The sequence below is a fragment of the Deinococcus sp. LM3 genome, assembly GCF_002017875.1.
Taxonomy (GTDB): Bacteria; Deinococcota; Deinococci; order Deinococcales; family Deinococcaceae; genus Deinococcus.
Genome location: NZ_MUFV01000001.1, coordinates 854,371 through 872,861 on the forward strand (window position 1 = coordinate 854,371; position 18,491 = coordinate 872,861).

General features: G+C 71.3%; 16 protein-coding genes. 8 read left to right on the forward strand and 8 right to left on the reverse strand.

The window, feature by feature from the left end; translation table 11 throughout:
• Positions 1-20 precede the first annotated feature (20 nt).
• Positions 21-1,100, reverse strand: a complete 1,080-nt coding sequence (locus tag BXU09_RS03935; RefSeq protein ID WP_078300719.1) for a methyltransferase domain-containing protein — start codon at positions 1,098-1,100, stop codon at positions 21-23.
• A gap of 62 nt (positions 1,101-1,162) precedes the next feature.
• Between BXU09_RS03935 and BXU09_RS03940 the strand changes: the two genes are divergently transcribed.
• From BXU09_RS03940 to BXU09_RS03950, 3 genes are all read left to right on the forward strand, one after another.
• Positions 1,163-2,590: a TrkH family potassium uptake protein gene (locus BXU09_RS03940; RefSeq protein WP_078300721.1), complete on the forward strand. Its 1,428-nt coding sequence runs from the start codon at positions 1,163-1,165 to the stop codon at positions 2,588-2,590.
• The gene (locus BXU09_RS03945) at positions 2,587-3,960 is read left to right on the forward strand and encodes a TrkH family potassium uptake protein (RefSeq protein WP_078300722.1); all 1,374 of its coding nucleotides are present in this window, start codon (positions 2,587-2,589) and stop codon (positions 3,958-3,960) included. The genes BXU09_RS03940 and BXU09_RS03945 overlap by 4 nt, the downstream gene beginning before the upstream one ends.
• Positions 3,961-4,036: 76 nt before the next feature.
• A complete protein-coding gene (locus BXU09_RS03950; RefSeq protein WP_078300723.1) occupies positions 4,037-4,696 on the forward strand; it encodes a TrkA family potassium uptake protein in 660 nt (219 codons plus the stop codon).
• A 185-nt stretch (positions 4,697-4,881) separates the two neighbouring features.
• Here the strand turns inward: BXU09_RS03950 and BXU09_RS20875 are convergent, their stop codons facing one another.
• Genes BXU09_RS20875 through lptB form a run of 4 tightly spaced genes read right to left on the reverse strand, consistent with a single transcriptional unit; the run spans position 4,882 to position 8,796 of the window.
• On the reverse strand, positions 4,882-5,037 hold the full coding sequence (locus tag BXU09_RS20875) for a hypothetical protein (protein WP_168174525.1): 156 nt from the start codon (positions 5,035-5,037) through the stop codon (positions 4,882-4,884).
• Positions 5,038-5,068: 31 nt separating this feature from the next.
• Positions 5,069-6,271: an ABC transporter substrate-binding protein gene (locus tag BXU09_RS03955; RefSeq protein WP_078300724.1), complete on the reverse strand. Its 1,203-nt coding sequence runs from the start codon at positions 6,269-6,271 to the stop codon at positions 5,069-5,071.
• Between the two features lie 58 nt (positions 6,272-6,329).
• On the reverse strand, positions 6,330-8,045 hold the full coding sequence (locus tag BXU09_RS03960; RefSeq protein ID WP_078300726.1) for a DUF3084 domain-containing protein: 1,716 nt from the start codon (positions 8,043-8,045) through the stop codon (positions 6,330-6,332).
• A gap of 22 nt (positions 8,046-8,067) precedes the next feature.
• The gene (gene lptB / locus BXU09_RS03965) at positions 8,068-8,796 is read right to left on the reverse strand and encodes an LPS export ABC transporter ATP-binding protein (RefSeq protein WP_168174602.1); all 729 of its coding nucleotides are present in this window, start codon (positions 8,794-8,796) and stop codon (positions 8,068-8,070) included.
• A gap of 227 nt (positions 8,797-9,023) precedes the next feature.
• Here lptB and BXU09_RS03970 point away from each other — a divergent pair, with 227 nt between their 5' ends.
• The 5 genes from BXU09_RS03970 (at position 9,024) to BXU09_RS03990 (ending at position 13,828) form a co-directional block, all read left to right on the forward strand.
• Positions 9,024-10,199, forward strand: coding sequence for a phosphopentomutase (locus tag BXU09_RS03970; RefSeq protein ID WP_078300727.1), 1,176 nt, complete (start codon positions 9,024-9,026; stop codon positions 10,197-10,199).
• Complete coding sequence (locus BXU09_RS03975) at positions 10,196-10,900, forward strand: DUF3108 domain-containing protein (protein ID WP_240501003.1); 705 nt, start codon at positions 10,196-10,198, stop codon at positions 10,898-10,900. Before BXU09_RS03970 ends, BXU09_RS03975 begins: the two co-directional genes overlap by 4 nt.
• 89 nt (positions 10,901-10,989) lie before the next feature.
• Positions 10,990-12,312, forward strand: a complete 1,323-nt coding sequence (gene hisD, locus BXU09_RS03980) for a histidinol dehydrogenase (RefSeq protein WP_078304716.1) — start codon at positions 10,990-10,992, stop codon at positions 12,310-12,312.
• The gene (gene yedA / locus BXU09_RS03985) at positions 12,309-13,250 is read left to right on the forward strand and encodes a drug/metabolite exporter YedA (RefSeq protein WP_240501006.1); all 942 of its coding nucleotides are present in this window, start codon (positions 12,309-12,311) and stop codon (positions 13,248-13,250) included. Before hisD ends, yedA begins: the two co-directional genes overlap by 4 nt.
• Positions 13,247-13,828 (forward strand): antibiotic biosynthesis monooxygenase, encoded by a 582-nt coding sequence (locus BXU09_RS03990; RefSeq protein WP_230285791.1) that lies wholly within the window; start codon positions 13,247-13,249, stop codon positions 13,826-13,828. The genes yedA and BXU09_RS03990 overlap by 4 nt, the downstream gene beginning before the upstream one ends.
• Before the next feature lie 235 nt (positions 13,829-14,063).
• On the opposite strand, the gene BXU09_RS03995 is transcribed toward BXU09_RS03990, so the two are convergent.
• Genes BXU09_RS03995 through BXU09_RS04005 form a run of 3 tightly spaced genes read right to left on the reverse strand, consistent with a single transcriptional unit; the run spans position 14,064 to position 18,423 of the window.
• Positions 14,064-14,957, reverse strand: a complete 894-nt coding sequence (locus BXU09_RS03995; protein ID WP_078300728.1) for a response regulator — start codon at positions 14,955-14,957, stop codon at positions 14,064-14,066.
• Entirely contained in the window at positions 14,954-15,682 is a 729-nt protein-coding gene (locus BXU09_RS04000; protein WP_144011962.1) for a DUF4388 domain-containing protein, read from the reverse strand. Before BXU09_RS04000 ends, BXU09_RS03995 begins: the two co-directional genes overlap by 4 nt.
• Positions 15,683-15,711: 29 nt before the next feature.
• On the reverse strand, positions 15,712-18,423 hold the full coding sequence (locus BXU09_RS04005; protein ID WP_168174553.1) for a hybrid sensor histidine kinase/response regulator: 2,712 nt from the start codon (positions 18,421-18,423) through the stop codon (positions 15,712-15,714).
• Positions 18,424-18,491: the final 68 nt, after the last annotated feature.

The following is an 18,491-nucleotide window of genomic DNA, read 5'->3' on the forward strand; positions in this document are numbered from 1 at the left end:
TGGTCATACGGAGGTCCGGATCAGGTCTTGCTGAGCAGGTACGCCTTGGGGTGATGCCCGCCGCTGGCAACCTGGAAGAGTTCGTGGGCGCTCCACTTCTGCTGCTCGGCCAGCACCCGTTCGAACAGGCGGATCTCATGGGTGATGACGCACAGGCGGCCGCGCTGGCTGGTCAGGCGGTGCATTTCCTTCAGGAAGGCCGGGTACAGGGCCTCGTTCCCGCCGTGCGTGCCGATGGCGTCGCCCCAGGGCAGGTCCGCCATGACCAGATCGAAGGACCGGGCGGGCAGGCCGGTGTGCAGCGCGTCGATCTGCGCGACCTCGATCTCGCGTTTGGCGGCGCGGATGTTCGTCTGCGCGCAGCGGACCGCGTCGGCGCTGATATCCACGCCGACCATCGCGTCGTAGGGGCCCATCAGTGCGCGTTCGATCAGCAGGGTGCCGCTGCCACTCATGGGGTTGAAGATGCGGTCGTTGTCGCGCTGCCCGGCCAGTTTGTGCGCGGCGTAGGCGATGGTGGCGTTCAGGCCGCCGGCCATGTTGCACTCGCGCCAAGCGCGGGCGCTCAGGGGGCGGCGGGTGATGCGGGCCAGCACGTCCCAGCCCTCGCCCTGCTGCTGCGGCAGGATGCGGATCAGCAGTTCGCCGATCTCGGGTTCGTGCGGCAGTTGCAGCGCCGTCTGGAGTTCCTCGGCGATGCGCTGCATGACGCTGCTCTCACGCCCCGCCGCGCCGATCCGGAAGGAGGTGTGACCGCCGACCTCGATCACTTCCTTCAGGAAGGCGGTCAGTTCCCCGAGTTGCTGGTGGCCCAGCAGGCCGCGCGGGCGGGGCACGTCCCAGCCGCGCACGCGGTACACGGCGGTCACGCTTTTCAGGCGGGTCAGGCGTTCCGGGTCGCCGGGGTACCAGAAGCGCGGGCCGCGAATGTCACGGGCCAGCGGCACGGTGTCGAGTTCAGTGGCAGCCACGTGCTCCAGGCCGGCCAGCGCCTCGAGTTCGTACTCCCGCGCGGGGGCGCGGGTGCGGTGATCGACCTTGGGTCGGCTGGTTTTCCGCCCGTAGGGCGAGGCGCGGTCTGTGCGGGCAGGTCGGGGCATAGCAGGACAGTATAGGCCGGCGGCGCGGTGGGGGTGCGCGGGGCGTAGAATCCGGCCATTCTATGACCCGCCCACCCCCGCACCGTCCTTCTGTCGGTTCGTCCGACGCCCCGCGCCCTGGTCGCCATAAGACGCTGTACTCGCGTCTGAGCCCACCGCAGCTGATTTCGCTCTCGTTTCTGGTCGCCATTGTGGTCGGGGGCGTGCTGCTGAGCCTGCCGATCACGCACGGCCTGAACGAGGACGGCACCCGCCGCTCCGTGAACTTCCTGCAGGCCGTGTTCACCGCCACCAGCGCGCTGTGCGTGACGGGCCTGAACGTCATAGATCCCGCCAAGGACTTCAACCGTCTGGGGCAGGTGATCATCATGCTGCTGATCCAGCTGGGCGGACTGGGGATCATCACGTTCGGCACGTCGTTTGCGCTGCTGTCGCGCCGACGGGTGAACTTCAGCGAACGGATGCGGGTGGCGCAGCAGGTGGGGGCGCTGAACACGGGCGGGGTGCTGTCCCTGATCCGCAGCATCTTCCTGTACACCTTCCTGATCGAACTGATCGGCGCGGCGCTGCTGGCGTTCCGGTTCGTGCCGCTCGAAGGTTGGGGGCGCGGGCTGTTCTACTCGCTGTTCCACTCGATCAGTGCGTTCAACAACGCGGGCTTCGCGCTGTACAGCAACAACCTGATGAACTTCGTGACGGACCCACTGGTGAGTATCGTGGTGGCGCTGCTGATCATCCTGGGCGGGATGGGGTTCCTGGTGCAGCTGAACGTCGTGGCGCACCTGATGAACCCGCGCCGCCACCGGCTGGCGGTACACAGCAAACTGGTGCTGACCATGATGACGGTCCTGCTGGTGGTCGGCACACTGACGTACCTGATCTTCGAGTGGAGCAACCCGGCCACGCTGGGTCCGCTGGGCCTCGGCGGCAAACTGCTGGCCAGTTTCTTTCAGAGTGTCACGACCCGCACCGCCGGTTTCAACACGCTGGATTACGGCGCGATGGGGCTCACGACGCTGTTCATCACCATCATCCTGATGTTCATCGGCGCGAACCCCGGCGGGACCGGGGGCGGCATCAAGACCAGTACCTTCTACGTCATGATGGCCAGCGCCTGGAGCATGGTGCGGGGCCGGCGGGACGCCACGCTGTTCCACCGTCGACTGGATACCGACACGATCCTGCGGGCCATGACGGTGGGACTGCTGAGCATCGGACTGGTGAACATCATGTTCGTGCTGCTGCTGGCCCTGAACACCAGAGCGGACGTGCGCTTCGTGAACCTGTTCTTCGAGGCGGTCAGCGCCTTCGCCACGGTGGGCCTGAGCATGAACACCACGCCACTCCTGAACGCCAACCAGCACGTCGTGCTGATCATCCTGATGTTCCTGGGCCGCATCGGGCCCCTGACGTTCGCCGTGGCCTTCAGCCGCTCCGGGGCCGGTGACGTGGTCCGCTACCCGGCCGAGAAGGACATCCTGATCGGATGAACTGGTTCCGTTCACGTGGTCCCCGCCGCAGCCTGCGACGGCGGCTGCGTCCCCCGCAGCTGCTGGCGCTGGTGTACCTGCTGGGCATCGCGCTGGGCGCGGCGCTGCTGCACCTGCCCGGCATGACCCGTCCCGGCGTGACCCTGACCACCGTGGACCTGCTGTTCACCGCCACCAGTGCCATCTGCATCACGGGCCTCGTGGTGGCCGACACGGGCGAGGCGTTCACGCGGCTGGGGCAGGTGACGATCATCCTGCTCGCGCAGGTCGGGGGGCTGGGCATCATCACCTTCGGAACGCTGTTCGCGCTGCTGGCCGGGCGACGCGTGAACTTCAGCGAACGCCAGCACCTCGCGCAGCAGGTAAACGCCCTGAACGTGGGGGGCGTGGTGGCGCTGGTGCGGATCATCTTCCTGTACACCTTCGCCGCGCAGGGTCTGGGCGCGCTGCTGCTGTCGCTGCGCTTCGTGCCGCAGTTCGGGCTGGGCGAGGGCCTGTACCAGGCGGTGTTCCACTCGATCAGCGCGTACAACAACGCGGGCTTCGTGGTGCTGCCCGGCGGCATGGCCCCCTACGCGACCGACCCGCTGGTCAGCGGCGTGATCGCCGCGCTGATCGTGCTGGGCGGCCTGGGCTTCCTGGTGCAGTTGAACCTGCTGACCCACTGGCGCGCCCCGCGCCGCAACCGCCTGCTGATCTACAGCCGCCTGACCCTGTGGACCACCCTGGCGCTGCTGCTGCTGGGAGCGGTCGTGATCCTGGCGCTGGAGTGGAAGAATCCCGGCACGCTGGGGCCGCTCGGGCCGGGCGGGAAGCTCCTGGCCGCCGTGTTCCAGAGCGTCACGCCGCGCTCGGGTGGGTTCGCCACGGTGGACTTCACGGCCATGGGGAACGCCACGATCTTCCTGGTGATCGCGCTGATGTTCATCGGGGCAAACAGCGGCTCGACCGGTGGCGGCATCAAGACCAGCACCTTCGCGATCCTGCTGGGCAGCGCCTGGAACCTGATCCGGGGCCGCACGGAACTCATCACCTTCGGGCGGCGGGTCATGCCGGAGAATGTCGTGCGGGCCGGGACGATCACGACCATCTACACGCTGCTGGTCTTCACGGGCTTCTTCCTGATGCTGGTCACGAACCCCTCGCTGCGCTTCACGCCGCTGCTGTTCGAGACGGTCAGCGCCGCCGCCACCGTCGGCCTGAGCCTGAACACCACGCACCTGCTGAACGATGCGGGCCTGATCATCCTGAGTGTCCTGATGTACCTGGGCCGCATCGGGCCGGTCACGTTCGCGCTGGCCCTGAACCTGCGCGAGACCAGCAGCGGCAGCGTCCGCTACCCGCCGGAACGGGACATCCTGGTCGGGTGATCCCGGCGGCCCCTCTCCTGAAGTACTCTCTTGGACACCGGCCCGGCCGACCGCCGGCGCGCGAAAGGAAGCACACATGAAAAGCAAACAATGCCTCGTGATCGGCCTGGGCCGCTTCGGTACGGCCGTCGCCACCACCCTGTACGAGATGGGCCACGAAGTCGTGGCCGTCGATCACCACGAGGAGAACGTCGAACGGGTCATGAACCTCGTCACGCACGCCGCCATCCTGGACGCCAGCGACGAACGCGCCCTGCGGACCCTGGGCGTCGCGGACTTCGACGTGGTCGTGGTCGCCATCGGCACGGACGTGCAGGCGAACATCCTGGCGACCATGAACGCCAAGAGCCTGGGCGCGCCGTACGTGGTGTGCAAGGCCATCGACGAGATGGCCCGCCGGGTGCTGGAACGCATTGGCGCGGACCTCGTCATCCGGCCCGAGCATGACATGGGCGTACGCCTGGCGCGGCAGATCGCCACGCCGAACATCGTGGACACCCTGGACCTGGGCAGCGATTACGCCGTCGTGGAGATCGAGGCGAACGAGCGCCTGAAAGGCACGCTGCGCGACCTGAACCTGACGGGCCGCTTCGGGGTGCAGGTGATCGCCATGAGCCGCGCCGGGAAGATCGAGGTCACGCCCGGCGCCGAGGACGAACTGCGCCCCCACGACAAACTGGTCCTGATCGGCACGACCCACGCCCTAGACGAACTGCGCCGCTACCTGGGCGAGTAATACGGACTCCGATTGAATGGGCTGCAAAGACCGTTCAATCCGAGCGGACTCGCAGAGCTTCGCAGAAGAGCGAGTGGGAGAAAAACGGGTTCCGGGTTGTCAGCGAAACAGACGGAGTCCGTATACCGCAGGCGGGGTGCGGGCCGTGGGTTGATCCTCACGGCCCGCTTCTCCCTGCCCCCTGCCTACTGCCGGCCGAGAGCCACGACCATTGCCGCCAGCAGCGGCAGCAGCGCGGCCAGTCCCCAGACGGTCCCGGCGCGGGCCACGCCGGGCCGCAGCAGGAACAGCAGCAGCAGCGCGGCGACAGCCAGGGTCAGCAGCAGGTACAGGGCGTTCATGGAGAGCAGCATACGGCGCCGATCACCGCCCTCAGCGTTGCGCCTGCCGCTGCGCCTCGTCCAGCGCGGCCTTCGCGCTCAGCTTGCCGGTCGTGGCCTTCTGCATGGCGTCTTCCAGCAGGACCGTCCAGGCGGCGTACTCGGGCGTGGTGGGGCGCGGCACGGCGCGGTTCATCTGGGCGTGCGCGGCGCGCAGCTGCGGGTTCCTGGCGTACCAGCCTTCCAGCAGCGGCACGGTGGCGCGGCGCGGCGGGGCGTAGGCGGTGACCTGCACCCAGCTGGCCAGTCGGTCCGGGGCGTTCAGGTACTGCCAGAACGCGGCGGCGCCGGCCTGCTCGGTGGCCGGGGTGCCTTTCGGGATCGCCAGGGTCGCGCCGCCCAGCGGGACGGTGCACGCGCCGGCCTTCTCGCAGGGGAACGGCGCGACGCCCAGCTTGAACAGCGGGAGCTTGCGCGCGTCGGTCCAGTTGGCGACGCTGGCCAGCACGAACACGTTCTGGCCGCGCGCGAAGTCGATGGCGGCGCGGGTGGCCTCGTTCAGGGTGCGGGGCTGCGCGTGCCCGGCGGCACTCATGCGGGCCAGCTGCGTGAGGGCCTCGGTCGCGTCGGGGCTGTTCAGGCGGGGTTCCTGGCCGCTGCTGAGCGTCCCGCCGCGCGACAGGACGTTCGCCTCGAAGGTCCAGGCGTCGGCGGCGACCACCAGCGGGCGTCGGCCGCCCGTGGCGAGCGCGCGACTGACGCGTTCCAGGTCGGCCCAGGTGTCCGGAACCTTCTGCTCGGCGTTCTCCAGGATGCGGGCGTTGAACATCAGGACCGGCACGCTGACATTCCAGGGCAGGCCGTAGGTGCGGCCGCCCATCTCGCCGGCCCGCCAGACGGCCGGGTAGAAGTCGTTCTTCAGGGCGTCGGGCAGGGCGTCCACGGTGCGGGTCAGGTCCGTCAGCTGACCGGCAGCGGCCAGCGCGGGGAACTGCGTGAATTCCAGCTGCACCAGCGCGGGCGCGCGCCCGGCCTTCTGGGCTGCCTGGAATTTGGGCAGCAGTTCGCGGTAGTTGCCCTGCGCGACCGGCACGACCTCGTAGGTGCTCTGCGAGCGGTTGAAGTCGCGGGCATAGGCGGCGACGGTGTCTTTCACGCCGGTCATGGCGTGCCAGAACTCCACGCGGACCGGCGCGGCCTGCGCGGAGGCCGGAACGAGCAGGGACAGGGTCAGGAGGCAAGCCAGGGAACGCATGCGCGGAGTGTACCTGCTGCGCCTGACTGGAAGCTGCCCCCACAGGTGGGCCCGGCGCTCAGGGCAGCACGGGGTACAGGTCCACGCGGGTGCCGGGCCGCACGTCCTGGCGCGCGGCGATGCCGACCGTGGCGGCCGCGCCGCTGCGGGTCCCCAGTCGGCTCAGGAGCGTCACGAGTTCCGTCACGTCCAGGCCCTGCACGTACTCGCTGGGCACGCCGCGCGCCGTGATGTCCAGCACGGTGTCCTTGACGAGATCGTTCACCTGTTCCTGCAGCGCGCCGGGCGTGACGTTCAGGTTCAGGGTGGCGCGGCGGATGATCTGATCCCCGCGGTACAGGACGGCGTTGGGGCGGGCGTCGCAGCTCAGGTCCACCGGGAAGCCCACGGCGGCGTTCTGCGCGGCGCGGCACTGCACGAAGGTACTGACGTTCAGGCCGCGCAGCTTGGTTTCGAGCAGGCTGCGCGCCCCGGCATTCAGGCGGACGCTGGGGGTTCCCTTGGCGCCGCGCGCCTGGGCGCTGCGGGCCGCGTCGGCCAGGAAGGCGTCGAGGTTGCGTACGCTGGGCACCACGGCGGCGTACACGAGGTCGTTCTTGGGGTAGGCGAGGTCGGTGTTGCGGCTGGCGCTCAGTTCGGCGCGGCTGCTGGAGTACTCGTCCTGAAGGCGGCCCAGCGTTTCGCGGGCGGCGGCGAGGTCCCGGCCGAGCGCCTCGTTGCTGGCGCGCAGCTGGGTCTGCTGCGTGCGGAGTTGCGCCTGCTGGGCCTGCAGGGTGGTCAGTTCGGCGCGCACGCGGTCGCGGTCGCGGGCGGCAGCGTCGCGTTCGGCAGTCAGCTGGGCGCGTTCGGTCAGCAGGCGGTCACGGGCCTGCTGCGCGGCCTGCTGCTGCTCGCGGGCGCGGGCCAGGGCGTCCTGCGCGGCGTTCAGGGTCTGCCGGGCGCTGCTCAGGGCGGCGTCGGCAGCGGCGCGCGAGGCGTTCAGGGTCCGCAGCTGCCCGCTCAGGGTCGTCACCTGCGCGCGGGCCTGCTGCGCCTGCTGGACGGCGGCGCGCTGCGCGGCCTGCGCGGCGGCCTGCTGGGCGGCGGCGCGCTGCTGGGCCTGTTCGGCGGCCTGCTGGGCGGCGGCGGCGCGTTCCTGCGCGGTCCGGGTTTCCTGTTCGCTCAGGGCGATGCGCGCGCCGAGGTCCACGACCTGCGCGTCGAGCGTCTGGGCGCGCTGCTGGCTGCGGCTCAGCGCCTGCTCACTCTGCGTGAGTTTCAGGCGGCTTTCCTCGGCGCGGCGTTCCAGTGAGGTGCGGGTGGTGGTCAGGGTGCGGACGCGGCGTTCGAGTTCGGCAGCCTGCTTCCCGAGGGCCTGTTCGGCGGCGCGCGCGGCGTCCAGGTCGGCGCGGGTGCTTTTCAGGTCGCGCTGCGCGTTCTGCTGCTGCGCGCGCAGCGTCTGCGCTTCCTGCTGCGCGCGGTCCCGGTCGGCCTGCGCGGCGCGCAGTTCGGCCTGCACGCCCCCGATCTCGGCGCGCAGGGCCTCGAGTTGCGGGCGCAGCTGGTCGGCCTGCGCGATGGTGTTCACGGCGCTGCTGTTCAGGGCCAGGAACGCGGCGAGGCTGGCGGCGCTGATGCCCATGCCGGACAGCACCGCCACGAGCAGCGCGGTCGTCTTGGGGCGCAGTCCGAACAGGCGGATGTGCTTGCGGCCGGCCTTGCGGGCGATGGTGTCGGCGGCGTAGGCGACCACGCCCGAGAGCACGATCACGAAGGGAAGGAACAGCCACAGCATCGTCAGGGTCTCCGGGCAGAGGTCACAGCTCGAAGTCGTCGCCCAGGTAGTACTGGCGGGCGTCCTCGTCCTGCGCGAACTGGGCGGGCGTGCCCTCGAACTTCACCTGCCCGTCGAACATCAGGTACACCCGGTCGGTCAGGGCGATGGTCTCGCGGACGTTGTGATCGGTGATGAACACGCCGATGCCCCGGCGGTCGCGCAGTTCATGGATCAGGCGCTGAATCTCGCGGATGCTCTTGGGGTCCACGCCAGTGAAGGGTTCGTCCAGCAGCAGGTAGTCGGGGTCGGTGGTCAGGGCGCGCGCCAGTTCCAGGCGGCGGCGTTCCCCGCCGGACAGCTGGTAGGCGTAACTGCCCGCCAGATGCGTCAGGCCGAACTCGGCGAGCAGCGAGTCCGCGCGGGCTTCCTGCTCGGCGCGGCTCAGGTTCTGGTACTCCAGGATGGCCAGCAGGTTGTCGCGGGCCGTGAGTTTCCGGAAGGCGCTGGGCTCCTGCGGCAGGTACCCCAGGCCCAGGCGGGCGCGTTCATGCATGGGCAGGCGCGTCACGTCCCGGTCGCCCAGCGCGATGCGGCCCGCGCCGGGGCGGATGAAGCCCACCAGCATGTAGAAGGTGGTGGTCTTGCCCGCCCCGTTCGGGCCGAACAGGGCGACGATCTCGCCGGGCCGGACGGTCAGGCTCACGTCGCGCACCACGGCGCGGCGGCCATAGCTTTTGCCCAGGTGCTCGGCGTGCAGGACCGGGCGCAGCGGCTCGCCGGAAGCGGACGTGACGGCCGTCTGAGAGGAAGTCTGGGAGGCGGGGGCGGTCACGTCCGCAGCGTACCACGCACCCCCCATGAGCCCCGTGATGAAGTTCCGGATCGGCCCCCGTTACCGGCCCAGCCACCAGTCCAGCCACCAGCCCAGGCACCGGCCCCCGCCAGAGTGTGGGCGCGGGGAGTGCAGGCGGGGGCCAGCGGATTAGACTGGGCGGCATGTTGCTGACGATTGTCGTACTGGATTCCGTGGGGGTCGGCGAACTGCCGGACGCCGCAAGTTTCGGGGATACCGGCGCCCACACCCTGAACCACACCCTGCAGGCCGCGCCCGTTCACCTGCCGAACCTCGCGGCGCTGGGGCTGACGCGCGTCCCGACCGTGCAGACCGGCGAGGCGACCATTCCGGCCGTGCCCGCGCAGGGGGCGTTCGGGCGAATGCGGGAGGTCAGTCCCGGCAAGGACACCAGCACCGGCCACTGGGAGTTCATGGGCGTGCAGCTGGAGCACGCCTTCCAGGTGTTCCCGGACGGTTTCCCGCCCGAGGTGATGGACCGGTTCGACGCGGCGACCGGCACCGGGCACCTGTGCAACCGCCCGTACAGCGGCACCGACGTGCTGCTGGACTTCGGTGAGGAGCACGTGCGGACCGGCCAGCCCATCGTGTATACCAGCGCGGACAGCGTGTTCCAGATCGCCGCGCACGAGGACGTGGTGCCGCTGGAGACGCTGTACGCGTGGTGCGCCGCCGCGCGCGAGATCCTGCAGGGCGAGTACGCCGTGGCCCGTGTGATCGCCCGGCCGTTCCGGGGCGAGCGGCCGTTCGAGCGGGTGAACGAGCACCGCAAGGACTTCAGCCTGATCCCGCCGCCCACGGTGCTGGACGCCCTGAAGGACGCGGGGCAGGCGGTCGTGGGGATCGGGAAGATTCCGGACATCTACGCGCACCGGGGTTTCACCGAGGAAATCCACACCGACGACAACGCCGACGGCATCGCCAAGACACTGGATCGGATGCGCCGCGCGGCTGCCGAGGGCACGAGCGGCCTGATCTTCACGAACCTGGTGGATTTCGACAGTCGTTTCGGGCACCGCCGCGACCCGCAGGGCTACAGCGCCTGCCTGGCGCAGTTCGACGCGGCCCTGCCGGACCTGATCGCTGCCGTGCCCGCCGGGGGCGCGCTGATCGTCATCAGCGACCACGGCAATGATCCCACCTGGAAGGGTTCGGACCACACCCGCGAGTACGGGCTGCTGCTGGCGCACCGCGCCGGGGCGGCGGGCGTGGACCTGGGTGAGCGCGCCACCTTCGCGGACGTGGGCGCGACCGCCGCCGACGCGCTGGGTGCCGACTGGACCGGCCCGGGCGAGAGTTTCTGGCCGCTTCTCACGTGACGGCGCCCGGCGACCCTGCCCTGAGCGCAGCGGCCGGCCCGCTGTACGCCGCGCCGGAGGCGTTCACGCTGACCCTGACGCTGGGCGGCCGGTACGCCGGCGAGCAGAGTTGGGCCATCCACCCGGAACGCAGCGCCGTCGTGGCGCGCGTGCAGACCGATTTCGGCGGGGTGCTGCCCGAGATCCGGCGGGTGCAGACCAGCCGCCTGCACCCCCGGCAGCACACCAGCCTCGGGTACGCGGAGGGGGACGGGCGGGGCCGCGCGTCGTTCGAGGTGAACTTCGACCGGCGCGCCGGAACGGTCACGCTCCGGCAGGGGCGCGACGAGGCCAGCGCGCCCCTGACCACCGACTACCAGGATCCGGTCAGTCTGCTGCTGTGGCTGCGCGCCCAGGTGGCGCAGGCCACCCCGGAGGACGGCGGCGACCCGGCCACGCCGGAACGCACGCACGCGCAACTGACGGGCGGCCGCGTCCTGATTCAGCGGCTGCCGGATCAGGAGATCGCGGGCGTGCCGTGCAGCGGCTTCTACCTGCGGCCCGGCAGCGCGTACGTGTTCGTCGAGCAGGCCGCGCCGTGGCGGCTGATGCGTCTGATTCAGCCCACCGATTTCGGGCCGGTCGAGGCGAACGTGTCGGCCGCGCCGGGTCGCCGGACCGCGCCGGCCGGAGCGCCGGAACGCCGCCGCCGCCGCGCCTGAACACTGCCATACCTGAACACTGCCGCGCCTGAGGGCCGACCTCTTCCTGCCCCAGCTGCCCCACCCTCTCCCCTTTTTCTGGAGTGATCATGCAAGTTCTGCAAGGCTCTGACGCCCGCCGCGCCCTGACGCGCACCTTCAATGACTTGCCCGTGCCGGACGCCGTGCTGGCCCGGATCGAGGCGACCTTCGGCGAGGCCCTGACCCCCACGCAGGTCGTGGAACGCATCGTGGCCGACGTGCGTGAGCGCGGCGACGACGCCCTGCGCGACTGGACCGAGCGGCTGGACGGCGCGCGCCCCGACACGCTGGCCGTCAGCGCCGACGACCTGCACGCCGCGAGCGTACCGGCCGACCTGCACGCCGCCATCCTGACCGCCATCACCCGCGTGCGGGCCTTCTACGAGCAGCAGCCCGCGCACGGGTTCCTGAACCACGGCCCGGACGGCGCGCTGGGGCAACTGGTGCGGCCGCTGGCGCGCGTGGGTGTGTACGTGCCGGGCGGGCTGGCCCCGCTGATCAGCACCCTGATTCACACGGCGGTGCCCGCGCAGGTGGCGGGCGTGACGGACATCGTGATCGCCACGCCGCCCGCCCGTGACGGTAGCGTTCACCCGGCCATCCTGGTCGCGGCGCGCGAACTGGGCCTCACGCAGGTGTTCCGCGCCGGGGGTGCGCAGGCCATCGCGGCGCTCGCGTACGGCACGGCCAGCATTCCCGCCGTGGACAAGATCGCCGGGCCGGGCAACCTGTTCGTGGTGATCGCCAAGCGACTGGTGTACGGCCAGACCGGCATCGAGAGTCTGCCCGGCCCGACCGAGACGCTGGTCGTGGCGGACGACAGCGCCGACCCGCGCCACGTGGCCGCCGACCTGCTCGCGCAGGCCGAGCACAACGGCGCGGAACCGGTGCTCGTCTCGACCAGCCGCGAGCTGCTGTTGCGCGTGCAGGCCGAACTGAACGCGCAACTGGAGGCGCTGCCGGAACCCAACCGGGGCTGGGCGCGTGACAGCGTCTCGGCGCGCATGAAGGTCGTGCTGGCCGGCACGCTGGACGAGGCGCTGGAGCTCTCGAACCTGTACGCCCCCGAGCACCTGTGCCTGCTGACCCGTGACCCCTGGAGCCTGCTGGGGCAGGTGCAGCGCGCCGGGGGCGTGTTCATCGGCGAGTACTCCATGGAGGCGCTGGGCGATTACGTGGCCGGACCCAGTCACGTCATGCCGACCGGCGGCACGGCCCGCTTCATGAGCCCGGTGAACGTGCGGGACTTCCAGAACATCATCTCGGTGGTGGGCCTGACCGAGGGCACGCTGCGCCGCATCGGGCCGGCCGGGGCGACCCTGGCGCGCGCCGAGGGTCTGGAGGCGCACGCCCGCGCCATCGAGAGCCGCCTGCCCCGCGACCCGTCGTGAGCGCCCCCGCCCTGAGCCCGGCGCCCGCGCGGGTCCTGACGCCGCTGGTCCTGCTGTGCCTGGGCACCGTGTACGTCGTGTGGGGCAGCACGTACTTCGGGATCAAGGTCGCCATCGAGACCCTGCCGCCGCTGGGGATGCTGGCCGCGCGGTTCGGCGTGGCGGGCGCGCTACTGCTGCTGGTGCTGCGGCTGCGCGGCGCGGCCCTCCCGACCGCGCGGCAGTGGGCGGCCAGCGCCGCCGTCGGCACGCTGCTGCTGGGCGGCGGCACCGGACTGGTCACGCTGGCCGAGCGGGACGCGAGCAGTTCGGTGGCGGCCATGATCATTGCCGTCTCGCCCCTGTTCGCCGCGCTGTTCGGGCGGCTGTGGGGGGAACGCACGGGCGGCCGCGAGTGGCTGGGCATCGCCGTGGGCCTGATCGGGATCGCGCTGCTGAACGCCGGGGAGCTGCGGGCCACGCCGCTGGCCGCCGCGCTGCTGGTGCTGGCGCCGCTGTGCTGGACCTTCGGCAGTCAGTGGTCCCGGCACCTGCCGCTCCCGCCGGGCCTGATGGGCAGCGCCGCCGAGATGCTGACCGGCGGCGGCGTCCTGCTGCTGCTGAGCCTGCTGATGGGCGAACGCTGGGGCGCGCCCAGCGCCGCGAGCCTGTGGGCGCTGGCGTACCTGACGGTGTTCGGCAGTCTGCTGGCGTACTCGGCGTACATGTACCTCGTGGCGAACACCCGGCCCGCGCTGGCCACCAGTTACGCCTACGTGAACCCGGTCGTGGCGGTCGCGCTGGGCGTCGGCCTGGGCGGCGAGCGGCTGGGCACGCTGGGCTGGGCGGCGCTGGGCGTCATCCTGACCGGCGTGCTGCTCGTCGTGTGGCCCCACCGCGCGCCCACCGGAGCGGCCGCCGAACCGACCGCTGAGCCGGCCGCCGGGGAGGGCGCGTGAGCGGCGACCTGCACCTGACCGACACGCGGCCCAGCGACCCGGTCAGTCTGGTCGTGCGCCGCCGCATCCGCCCCGGCCGCGAAGCCGAGTACGAGGCCCTGCTGACCGAGGCGAACGCCCTGCTGGCCCGCATTCCCGGCCACCGCGGCACCGGCGTGGTCCGCCCCCCACCCGGCGAGCAGGAGTACACCCTGCTGGCCCGTTTCGACTCGCTGAACGCCGCCGCCGACTGGGAACTCTCGCCAGAACGCGCCGACTGGCTTGCGCGCATCGCGCCGCTGGTCGACGAGCACGTCAGTTTCGAGAAACAACCGGGCCTGGACTTCTGGTTCACGCCGCCCGCCGCCGCCCGCCTGCGCCAGCCGCCCCGCTGGAAGATGGCGCTGCTGACACTGGCCGCCCTGTACCCGGTCAGCGTCAGCACGTCGTGGCTGTTCGGTGAGGCCCTGAAACCCTGGCTGGGCCACTACCCCATGCCCGTGCGGGCGCTGCCGCAGATGGTTGTGGTCGTGCTGTCCATGACCTACCTCGTCATGCCCGCCGTGACCCGCTGGGCCACCCCCTGGCTGCGCCGCTGATGGGCTGGCTGCGCCGCTGACGGGCACCCGGATTCCGGACAGGAGGGGGGCAATCCGGGCGTGTGCCCAGGTTGCCCCCTCCTCGTGCGACAGCGGTCTTCATACGGATTCCGTTTGTTCCGTTGACAACCCGGAAGGGCGCCGGGTTGCCAACTCCACGTCCGGAACCCGTTTTGCTCCCACTCGCTCCGCTCGGATTGAACGGTCTTTGCAGCCCATTCAATCGGAGTCCGTATCAGTTCAGCTGGGCGCCCTGCCAGCCGTGTACGGCGGCGGCGGCGCTGGCGGCGGCCAGCAGCGTCACGAGCTGCCCGTCGCGGTAGGGGGTCAGCAGCAGCGTCTGCTGGCCGTACGTGACCTGCAGGCCGCTCAGGTCGCCGCGGTTCAGGTGGAAGCTGGCGGTGGCGGCGGCCGTCACCAGGAAGCGGGCGTACATGCCGAAGCTCTCGGGGAGCGCCTCGCCGAACTCGTCCTGGCGTTCGCCGTCGGCGTCGTACAGCACCGCGCCGAGGACGCCGGGAACGGCGCGCAGCGAGGCCAGCGGGCCGCTGTGGGTGTGCGTCGGGGCAACCGGCGCGGCCGGGACGGGGGCAGCGGGGACAGGTGCGGCGGCGACCGGTGCCTGCGCGGTGGGGGCAGGCGCGGCGGGGGCAGCGGCGGCCTGCGGGGCAGGAACCGGCGTGGGCTCACTGACCGCCGGGGCAGGCTCGGTGCTGGCCGGGCCGTCCTGGCGCCGCGCGAGGGCGGCCTGCAGGTGCGGTTCGATGGCGGGCAGCAGTTCGGTGGGCGTGAAGGGCTTACGCAGCACGCCGCAGGCTCCGGCCGCCTGTGCGTCGCGCTGGGTCACTTCGTCCACGATGCCGCTCATGAGCATCACGGGAATGTTCAGCTGACGGTCGCCCAGGATGCGGGCCAGTTCCAGGCCGCTCATGCCGGGCATCAGGATGTCGGCCAGGATCATGTCGGGCAGCGGTTCGAGGGCCAGCAGGGCGTTCTCGGCGCTGTCGGCCATGCGGACCGCGTAGCCCTGCGGCGCGAGAATGCGTTCCAGGGCTTTGCGGACGCTGACGCTGTCATCCACGACCAGGATGGTGGTAGGGGCGGGAGTGTGCGGATCGGACGGGTTCATGAGGCCTCCAGGGCAGAGTTGAGCGGATTGGCGGCGCGCGTGTGATCGACCTGCACGGCGGCTTCCATCAGCAGGCGGGACGTGGGGAGGGAGATCTGCCGGGGGTAGCCGTTCAGGGCGTCCGGCGAGATCAGATGAAACCGGAAGTCGCCGGGGCCCGCCACGGTCAGCAGGTGCGTCGCGGCCTGCGAGGGGTTCAGGGCGCCGTACTCCGCGTCTATGATCTCACCCCGGCGGACCACCAGGTGCGCAGGTTCGGCGCCCAGGTGCACGATCAGCAGCCCCGAGAGCTGCAGTTCCTGGGCGCACAGCAGCACGTCGGTCAGGTTCAGGTCGGTCAGGGTTCCTGCGAGCGCGGCGGTGGCCGGGTCCGACCAGCGGGGCGCGGTCAGTTCCGCCAGCCGGGCCAGCGCGCGGGCCAGTCCCTCGGGGACGCTCAGTCCGGCGGGCATGATCACGTCGTGCGGGCCGCCGTAGCGGCTGGGCAGCTGCGCGCCAGGAATCAGGATGATCGTCTCGGCGGTGGCCGGGTCGTCCCGCAGGATCTCGTGCAGGTCCGCCGGACTCAGGTCCTCCAGCTGCGGGTCGATGATCACCAGGTACGGGCGTTCGCGTTCGATCTGCGTCAGGGCGTGCAGGCCGCCGGCGGCGGTGGAGGCGGTCCATCCGGCCGCCTCGATCAGCGCGGCGTGCGACAGGGCGCGGGTCAGCTGCGGTGAGATCACCAGGCAGCAACTGTCCGACCCGGTCCAGGTCACGCGCGGACCTTCCCGGCGGGCAGCAGGGCGTTCAGGCGGCGTTGCAGCAGGCGTTCCTCGGCGGGTTTGGCGAGGTAGTCGCTGGCGCCGAGTTCCATGGCCAGCTGCTGGTGTTTCTCGCCGGCGCGGGTGGTCATGATCACGACCGGCAGCGTAGCGTGCGCGGGGCTGCTGCGCACGGCGCGCAGCAGTTCGAAGCCGTTCATGCGCGGCATCTCGAGGTCGCTGAGCAGCAGGTCGGCGCGCTGACCGGCCAGCAGGCGTTCCAGGGCTTCCTGGCCGTCGCTGGCGGTGGTGACCTGAAAGCCGAAGCGTTCGAGGCTGCGGCCCACGTGACGGCGCACGCTGAGGCTGTCGTCGACGAGCAGGATGTGGGCGCTGTCGGGGGCGGTCACGGCGGGGCGGGCGGCGCGGCGCACGCCACGGGCGCTGGCCTGCGCCAGTCCGGCCGGGTCGAGAATCGCGACCGGGAACGCCTGCCCGGAGGGGTCGTTCAGGGTGGTCATGCCGCTGAGGTAGCCGAGGCTGCCGAGCAGTTTCCCGGCGGGTCGCAGCACGATTTCCTCGAGTTTCAGGAATTCGTCGACCAGGACGTGCAGGGTGCCGGCGCCGCTCAGGGCGATGCGGGCGACGTACCGCACGGTGTCGGGCGTTTCGCCCCACAGGTCGTTCAGGTCGACGCTGCCGGCGGGCGCGTCTCCGTCCAGGATGCTCATGCCCTGCATCTGCGACGCGAGGACCGCGACGCGCTGCGTGCCGACCCGCATGACCAGCACGTCCGTGATCTGCTGCGCGACCGGGACGTGCAGGGTGATGGCGGTGCCCTGACCGGGGCGGCTGCTCAGGGTGACGCGGCCCCCCAGGCGGGCGATGGCGTCGCGCACGGCGTCCATGCCCACGCCACGCCCGGCTTCCTGCGTGACCTGCCCGGCGGTGCTGAGGCCCGGCAGGAACACCAGTTGCGCGGTCTGCTCGTCGGTGTACGCGGCGAGTTCGCCGGCACTGGCGTGCCCGGACTGCAGGGCGCGCTGACGCAGCGCCGCGAAGTTCAGGCCGCGCCCGTCGTCCTGCACGGTGACGCTCAGGTGACCGTCGGCGACGCGCGCCGAGACGCTCACCTGCAGCCGTTCTGGTTTGCCCTGCGCGGCGCGTTCCTCGGGGGGCTGCGCGCCGTGCACGGCGGCGTTGGTCAGCAGGTGCAGCAGCGCCTCGCCGAGCGGCCCGGCGTGCTGCGCGTCGATCAGGCTGTCCTCACCGTGGATGCTGAGGGTCAGGTCGTCGCGTCGGCCCGCCCAGCGGTGCAGGGGCGCGGTGACGCGGCTGACCGGCAGCAGGCGGGCGCGGCTGAGTTCCACGCGCAGCTGGCGGGTCAGTTTTTCCAGGCCGGTCAGCTCGTCGCCCAGCGCGCTGATGGCCTGAGCGTTCTGCGCGCGGATCTCGGTCAGGTCGGCGCTCAGCTCGGTCACGGCGCGCGCCAGGATGTTCAGGTCGTCGTAGGTGTCGAGTTCCAGCGCCCCGAAGTCCGCGAGGCGGTCCTGGAGTTGCAGGTCCCCGGAAGGGCGGGGGGAGGCCGCGCCGGCCATGCCGGACGCCGCCGCGCCGCCCGGCGTGAGGTTCGGGTTCAGGTAGCGTTCCTCGAAGTCGCGCACGGTGCGCTGCACGCGTTCGTGTGCGGCGTCCAGGCTGCGGGCCAGACCCTGCTGGCGCAGCAGCAGGCCGTTCAGGCGGGCGCGGCTGGCGACCAGTCCGGCCACGTCGTCGAGCATGCCGTCCAGGCGGGCGCTGTCCACGCGGACGCTCAGGCGGGTTTCCGGGCGGGCGGCGTCGCCGGGCGTGGCGGCTGGGACCGGCAGGGCGGGCGCCTGACCGCCCAGCAGCGCCGCGACGCTGGCGCGGTAGGTCTGCACCCGTTGCGTCTGGGACGGCAGGCGACCCTCGGCGTGTGCCAGGACGGCCTCGGCGACGTTCAGGCCGTCTTCGAGCAGCGGCAGGGCGCGGTCCAGCGGAATGCCGTCCTCGCGGGCGCTGGACATCAGGTCTTCCAGGGCGTGCCCGGCGTCCGCAAGGTCCTGCAACCCCACCATGGCGCTGCTGCCTTTCAGGGTGTGCGCGGCGCGGAACAGAGCCGTCAGGTCCGGCGTGTCGGCCATCAACCCCTGGCGCAGCGCGGCGGTCAGTTCGGCCGCTTCCGGCCCGAAGTCCTCCCAGATGGGCGCGTTGATCACCGCGAACGGCTGCTCCTCCTGGGTGTGGTCGCGGCTTTCACGGGCGCGCAGTTCGAAGGGGTACTCGCGCAGCAGGGTGGTGACCCGCGCGGGGCCGCCCTGGTGCGCGAACATCAGGCCCACGTCCCCTTCGCCCTGGCCGCGTTCGATGCGGTCGAGCGCGGCGTTCAGGCAGGTGACGGCCGGTTCGAGCACCTCGGTGATCTGCGGGACGGCTTCCTCCGGCAGGCTGGCGCGGCCTTCCATGAGCCGTTCGAGCAGGCCCGCGAGGGCCGCCGTCTGCGGGTAGCCGTACAGGCCGGCGGTGCCCTGCAGGCGGTGACCGAGCACCCAGAGGGTTTCCATGGCCTGAAGGCGCGTGGCGGGCACCCACAGGTCGACGGTCGCGTCCTCGATCCCGGCCGTGACGCTGCGGGCGTCTTGCAGGTACGTGGCGGTCAGGTCCGCGTCCAGGGTGACCGGGTTGTAAGGGACGGACGTCATCTCAGGATTCCTCGCAGTGGGCATGAAGGGGGACAGTGAAGAGCGGGGGCGCGGGGGGGCTGGCCCCC